Here is a 6,597-nt window from a genome sequence, read left to right as displayed (position 1 = left end):
CCGTCTGCCGGCGGCGGTCCGCATCCCGATGGCGGCCACCATTCCGGTGACGGCGCCGCCGACCCCGCCAGCCGAGGCGGCGACGTCTCGGATGACCACTGCGCCGCCGACGACGCCCCCACCGTCCCGGTGGCCCCTCTACGCCGGGGGCCGGCTCAGCCCGCTCAGTAGGTGCAGGAGACGCCTGCCGGGGCGGCGGCCGGGGCCGGGGCCGCAATGGCCCGGACGCCGCTCGCGGCCACGGCCGGCCGGGACCAGGACACCGGGACGGCCGCGGAGGTGGCCGGAGCGGCCGGCAACGCACCGGTGGAGCTCGTCGTGGCGGCGCGGCCACCGAAGGGCTTCAGGAAGGCACCGAGCTGGTCGGGATCGGGCACCAGCACGCTCTGCCCGGCACGTTGGCCGGCCGCCGCCGGCACGGTGGCGAACATGACCCCACCGGAGCCGATCGACTGCATCCGGACGGCGAGCAGGCGCAGGTCGGCCAGGGAGGTGCGGTCGTCGAGGGTGATCGCGGAGGTCGCCGCGTCGACCACATTGATCAGCTTCGCCGGGTTGAGCAGCGTGTCGGTGGAGGCAATCCGTTGGAAGACGACCCCCAGGAACTGCTGCTGGCGGCGGATCCGGTCGATGTCGCTCTCCGGCAGGCCGTAACGCTGGCGGACGAAGGCCAGGGCCTGCGCCCCGGTCAGCCGGTTCTCCCCCACCTGCCCGGAGAAACCGGAGTAGTGGTCGTGCAGGTTGTCGAAGCCGCGCGCCTTCAGCTCGGGCGGCAGCTCCCTGATGCAGACGGTGACCCCGCCCAGCGCGTCGGTCATCCCCTGGAAGCCGACGAAATCGATCTGCACGTAGTGGTCCACGCGGATCCCGGTGAGGCCTTCGATGGTCGCGACCAGCAGTGACGGTCCGCCGTACGAGAAGGCCGAATTCAGTTTGGAGCGCTGGGCCGCGTGCTGGGTGCCCCGCGAGTCGGTGTAGCCAGGGATCCGCACCCACAAGTCGCGGGGGAAGGAGATCAGGGTCGTCGAGCCGTTGTCGTCGAGATGGGCGAGGATCGTGGTGTCGGAACGCTGCCCCTCGGCCACGCCGAACTCCCCGTTGGTCCCCGCCCGGGTGTCGGACCCGACCAGCAGGATGTTCTGCGTGCCGCCCGAGGCCGACGCCGGCCGGTCCACGCCGGCGGCGAAGGTCAGCGGGGTATGGCGGACCCGGCCGTCGTAGTGGTGTAACACGGCCCAGCCGCTGGTCGCCAGCACAAGCACGACCGCGGCGAGAACCGCCGCGACCGCGGTGACGCCGCGGTGGATCGAGCCGCGGCGCGGCGGCGCGGGGTCGCCGGTCGCTGGCAGGTCCCGCCGGGTCGGGCCGGGCGGCTCGGCGGCCCGACGGCCGACTGGCAGCTCGGCGCGGCCAGCCTGGGCATCACGCCCGGGATGGGGATCACGGCCGGAATAGGGATCGGCGTAGGGATCGCGGGAGCGACCGGGGGGCCGCGGCTGGGCCCGCGGGCGAGCCGGGCGGTCCCCGGCGGGCGGAGGAGATCCGGGCTGGCGGCGCGGCCACTGCCCCGCCGGCCAGTTCTCCTCGGGCGTGGGCCGGGAGCCATCGCGCCGGGGGGCATCGCGCCGCCGGCCGTCGCCCTCCCCGTCGCGGCGTCCCGCGGGCGGCCCGTGCCGTTCCGGCCGATCCGGAGGCCAGGTCATGGCCGCCTCTCCCTCCCTCATCCACCGGGAGGAGATCATCCCGCGCCGGTGACGCCATCGGTGTTCCGGGCATCCGTTCCAGGCGGGCCTTTCCCCCCGTGTCACCCGCCTCGCGCCCGCCGGTGCGACCGCCCGCCCTTCACTTGATCCGGTGACTCCCCCGGCGGGAGCAGAACGCCGGGCGCCGATCGGGCGGCCGGGCCACCCGCACCGACCAGCCCGCGATTGCCGCGGCGCCACCCGGTTCCGGCCACGAGCCACGAGCCACGAGCCGACCAACGGAACACTCCAGGACAGCCTCTCACCAAACTCGCGCTCTGGGGGCCGTCGGCCCTGTCGACGGCTGTCGGGTGGGCGACCAGGCCCGGCCGCGATCGCGGTCCGGCGAGCGCGCGGGGGTGGGCAATCCGTGGGCGCGACTTTCGACCACATTTGCGAGACTTATTCCCGGCCAGGCCAAAAAGGCAGGATCTCCGCAATGTGATGTCGGTTACAGCACCATCGAGGAGTCGCGCACGTCGGCTCGGATGTCCCGACTCACCGTGAGCCCGCTCCCACTCGCTGCCCGCGAGGCCGATGAAGGCATCGGATATCAGGTCGGTATTCCGGGGACCAAGGAGGTCAGCACCCGGACCGAACCGCCTCGGGGCCACCGCCAGGAGCCCACACCCAGAGTTCCGACATCCCCGTCAACGGGCAGCGACAGAAAGTCACGTAACGACGGATAGCGCGGATCTCGCACAACCGAATGCTTGCCCGTGTTAACCCGTTCGAAGCGAGAGGATGGACTCTTGGGTAACCTTCCGAGGTCGCCGGCCCCAGCAGGCACTCCCTCTCAAGCCGGATGATCGGATGACGTCGCGAGCGGCTACGGATCGCCGGTCGACGGATCAGGCCGGGAGACAGGCGGATCGGCTCACATCGCCCGGAGGATCCGCACGCCAAAATCCAGACTCTGACCGCGGCGAGTTGTCCCGTGCGGCCTCGATGGACGACCAGACGGCACACCACTACCCGGCAGACCTCGACCGGCCTACCGTTAACGGTATGAGCGCCCAGTCCCACCAAAGCACACCTCCACCGGCCGGCACGGGGGTACCCGAGGGAGCCTCGGCGGAGGATGGCCAGAACTTCATCACAGCCGGCGAGGCGGATGTTGTCCGCCCCCGCATCGATGTGCCCGAGGCCGCGAGGGATTCCGCTGGCGCGGAGTCAGATTCGGAGCCGGTGTCCGTCTCCGCGGAGGCCGGCGAGACGCCGGCCGATCCGGCGACGTCTTCTGGCCGCGAACCCGGCCAGGTCAACCACGATGAGGAACCGCACGCGGCGTTCCGCCGATTTATGGCAACTGGCTGGGCGCCGATTGACGACGCTGTGCCATCTCGCGATGACTGTGCACCCTACACCGCGAAACGCCGCGCCTTGTTGGGCTCGCGGTTCCCGGCCGATGCCCTCGTGGTGCCCAGCGGCGGCCTACGGGTACGGGCAAACGACACGGATTTTCCGTTCCGTCCGGGAAGTGACTTGTTCTGGTTGACAGGCTGTCATGAACCCGATGCCGTGCTGGTTCTGCTACCCAACGCGGCCGGCGAGCACGATGCGACGCTGTATGTCGCGGGCCGATCGGACCGCTCTAGCTCTGCGTTCTACACCGACCGCCGATACGGCGAACTCTGGGTCGGTCCCCGGCCGGGGGTTCGCGAGACGGCCGCCGCCCTGGAGATCGCGTGTCGGCCGCTGACCGAGCTCCCGGGCGCGCTGGCCCGGCTGGCGCCGGGAAACACCAGGACGCTGCGGGGAATCGATCCACTGGTTGACCGTTCGGTGCTGCGGTGGTCCGGCGACAGATCGGCCGACGACCGCGATGTGGTGCTCGCCCAGGCCCTTTCCGAGCTACGGCTGGTCAAGGATGACTTCGAGATCGCCCGGTTGGACGAGGCGGTCGCGGCGACAGCGCGTGGCTTCACCGAGTGCGTAGGAGAAATCGGTCGCGCGATGGAGCTGGCCAACGGCGAACGCTGGTTGGAGGGCACCTTCTGGCGGCGCGCCCGCGTCGAGGGCAACGACGTCGGCTACGGCTCCATCGTCGCCTGCGGGCACCATGCAACCACCCTGCACTGGGTGCGCGACGACGGGCCGGTGCGGGCCGGTGAGCTGGCACTTCTCGACATGGGGGTGGAGGGGAGGTCGCTCTACACCGCCGATGTCACCCGGACGCTACCGATCACCGGCCGCTTCACGGAGCTGCAGCGCCAGGTATACGACGTGGTTCTCCGCGCGCAGCAGGCCGGCATCGACGCCGTCCGCCCGGGAGCGTCGTTCCTGGACCCGCACCGCGCGGCGATGCAGGTCATCGCCACCGCTCTGGCGGACTGGGGGCTGCTGCCGGACGGTGCGCAGGCATCACTGTCGGAAGATCCCCGCGCACCGGGCGCGGGCATCCACCGCCGATACACCTTGCACGCCACGTCGCACATGCTCGGGCTGGACGTGCACGACTGCGCCCATGCCCGCGACGAAACCTACCGGGATGCGGCGCTGGAGCCCGGGATGGTGCTCACGGTGGAACCGGGCCTGTACTTCCAGCCCGACGACCTCACCGTTCCCCCCGAGCTGCGCGGCATCGGCGTCCGGATAGAAGACGACATCCTGGTCACCGGGAACGGAAGGCGGAACATGTCCGCCGGGCTTCCGCGAGCCCCGGAAGACATCGAAAACTGGATGGGCCGGCATCTGCCGAACTGACGGAACGAACAGAGCCGGCAACAGCACGCGTTGGCGCGAAGGTCAATCGTTCCTGCCACACCGGCCAGGCCGGTGTGGCAGGAACCTGCCCTGGCAAAACCTGATCAGCAGGTCTTTGGGCGCCGGGGCCTGCGGCCCGCGGCCGAATACCGCAGGCACGACGGGTACTACGGGGTCCACCGCTTCGAGTCTCGACCCGGAAAAGTCGTCAAGACCAGGATCAGTGGGCCTTGTCGTACGCCTCGACGATGTTGGAAGCGATACGGCCACGGTCACTCACCGTGTAACCGTTGCTGCGCGCCCACTCGCGAATGTCGGCGGTGCGGTCGGTTCCGCCGGTACGCCGCGAAGCGGTACGCACGCCACGACGGCCACCCGCCGCACGGCCACCGGAACGGCGGGCCGCGGTCACGAACGGGGCCAGCGACTCACGCAACTTCGTCGCGTTCTTCTCCGACAGGTCGATCTCATACTGCGCACCGTCGAGTCCGAAGCGGACAGTCTCGTCGGCCTCTTCTCCACTGAGATCGTCAATCAACGAGACGATGGTCTTCTGGGCCATGCCACACTCCTTCAGGTCAGCGGACCGCAGAACTCACGCGTCTAGTATTACCACGAGAACACCGGGAACTGTCGCGTCTGGTTCGGCGGACTCGCAGACTTGGGCCACCGAACACGAAGACACCGGTCTAGGCACGCTGGTGAGGCTGTCGGAGTGCGGAACCCAAACGCGGCGGCCAAGCTCGGCATGATAGAGGGTGATCATGTTCTGCGAATCACACCTTCCGAGCCGAAACGCCGGCCGCAAGCGGACAGTTGGGCCGCCGTCGGCCGGGCGGCGACCATGTCCGCCGACCTTGGGACACCGATCGTGTTCGTCTACCGACTCCCCGGACGATTGCCGGGCAATCGGCAGGCATCAGCCGGTGGGTGCTTTGGGGTGCTGGCGCCGCGAGCGGAACCGACCGGTACGAATGCCAAAGGGGATCGTGGCGGCGGATGAGTACGCCTGATTCCGGCGCCGACCCTATGGATCGGCGCACGGACGAGTACCCACGGACGTGGGTGGTGGACGGTGCCAACGTCATTGGCTCTCGGGCCGACGGCTGGTGGCGCGACCGTCCGGGCGCTGCCCGGCGCCTGCTCGCCGATATTTCGACCTGGATCGCCGGGTCCGACGCGCACGTCGGATCGCCCGGGTCGGCAGAATGGCCGGCGCGGATCCTGGTCGTTCTGGAAGGGGCGGCCCGAGCCGGGGTTCCCGCCGCAGCGGTGGTCATCGAGCCGACTCCGGCCACGCCTCCGGCCCCCAACCATGTCCACGACCGGTCGCACGGGAACACCGACCAGTCGCACGGGAACACCGTTCGGCCGAGCGGGAAGGGCGATCGATCCTTGGGCAAGGACGGCCGCCCTCCCGGGAACGGCGACCACGCTCGGGGGAAGGCGCAGCGCTCGCCGGGGGACGGCGACGGCAATTCCTGGATCGCCGCCGACCGATCGGACCCGACGCCCGAGTACGGCGCCGCGCCCGCACTTGCCGTCGTCCACGCCCCGGGGCACGGCGATGACGCGATCGTCGACACCGCCCGCGAGGCCGGCCCCGGCGTCATCGTGATCACTTCGGATCGCGGGCTCACCGCACGCGTACTCGCTCTCGGCGCCGAGGCACGCGGCGCCGGCTGGCTGTGGAACCGGCTTCGACGGTGAGACCCACGGCGACTTCCCTCGACGGGACCCCGCAGGACCTACCCCTTGCGGGGCTCTCAACGCGCGCGTGTGGCCGGAAAGATGCCATGAGAGAAAAAGACCCGACCGTGGCGCCAACGTGGATCTGACGCCTTCTGAGACCCTCGCGCCGCCCACGTCCGACAGGTAGCGCCTCGGCTCGTCCTGGGGAGAGGTCCCCCGAATCAATCGGCTCCAGGCAGCCGATCAGTCCGCGCGGCACCGCGTCGGAGCGTCAACACCGGCCGCCGTGGTCCCCGCGATACCGAATCCGGCCCGTTGATCGCGCAAATGTCAGCGGCCGCCCGCCCGATGAACCAGCGGGAATCCGCCCGGAAATCCGTCGCGATCGCGGGAACGGCTGTCACCGGACATGATGCGGACGGCCGTGCCCGCCGCACTCTCAGGGACCCGTCGCACG

4 protein-coding genes are annotated in these 6,597 nt (G+C 70.3%); 2 read left to right on the top strand and 2 right to left on the bottom strand.

Features of this window, described 5'->3' with window-relative positions; genetic code table 11:
- Nucleotides 1-164: 164 nt before the first annotated feature.
- On the bottom strand, nucleotides 165-1,703 hold the full coding sequence (locus NBZ85_RS25680) for an LCP family glycopolymer transferase (RefSeq protein ID WP_261560699.1): 1,539 nt from the start codon (nucleotides 1,701-1,703) through the stop codon (nucleotides 165-167).
- Between the two features lie 1,341 nt (nucleotides 1,704-3,044).
- Between NBZ85_RS25680 and NBZ85_RS25675 the strand changes: the two genes are divergently transcribed.
- A complete protein-coding gene (locus NBZ85_RS25675; RefSeq protein ID WP_261559969.1) occupies nucleotides 3,045-4,448 on the top strand; it encodes an aminopeptidase P family protein in 1,404 nt (467 codons plus the stop codon).
- Nucleotides 4,449-4,668: 220 nt separating this feature from the next.
- Here NBZ85_RS25675 and NBZ85_RS25670 read toward each other — a convergent pair whose 3' ends face one another.
- Nucleotides 4,669-5,010: a histone-like nucleoid-structuring protein Lsr2 gene (locus tag NBZ85_RS25670; RefSeq protein WP_009742427.1), complete on the bottom strand. Its 342-nt coding sequence runs from the start codon at nucleotides 5,008-5,010 to the stop codon at nucleotides 4,669-4,671.
- Nucleotides 5,011-5,447: 437 nt separating this feature from the next.
- On the opposite strand from NBZ85_RS25670, the gene NBZ85_RS25665 reads away from it, so the two are divergent.
- Nucleotides 5,448-6,158, top strand: coding sequence for a hypothetical protein (locus NBZ85_RS25665; protein WP_261559968.1), 711 nt, complete (start codon nucleotides 5,448-5,450; stop codon nucleotides 6,156-6,158).
- Nucleotides 6,159-6,597: the final 439 nt, after the last annotated feature.

Source organism: Frankia tisae (assembly GCF_025403405.1).
GTDB lineage: Bacteria > Actinomycetota > Actinomycetes > Frankiales > Frankiaceae > Frankia > Frankia tisai.
The sequence above is the reverse complement of the archived record's forward strand: the minus strand, read 5'-3'. Positions and strand labels throughout refer to the sequence as shown.

What these genes read in the sequence shown, in the direction of transcription:
- NBZ85_RS25680 (WP_261560699.1), bottom strand. Translation starts at nt 1,703, where the DNA reads ATGACCTGGCCTCCGGATCGGCCGGAACGGCACGGGCCGCCCGCGGGA.
- NBZ85_RS25675 (WP_261559969.1), top strand. Translation starts at nt 3,045, where the DNA reads ATGGCAACTGGCTGGGCGCCGATTGACGACGCTGTGCCATCTCGCGAT.
- NBZ85_RS25670 (WP_009742427.1), bottom strand. Translation starts at nt 5,010, where the DNA reads ATGGCCCAGAAGACCATCGTCTCGTTGATTGACGATCTCAGTGGAGAA.
- NBZ85_RS25665 (WP_261559968.1), top strand. Translation starts at nt 5,448, where the DNA reads ATGAGTACGCCTGATTCCGGCGCCGACCCTATGGATCGGCGCACGGAC.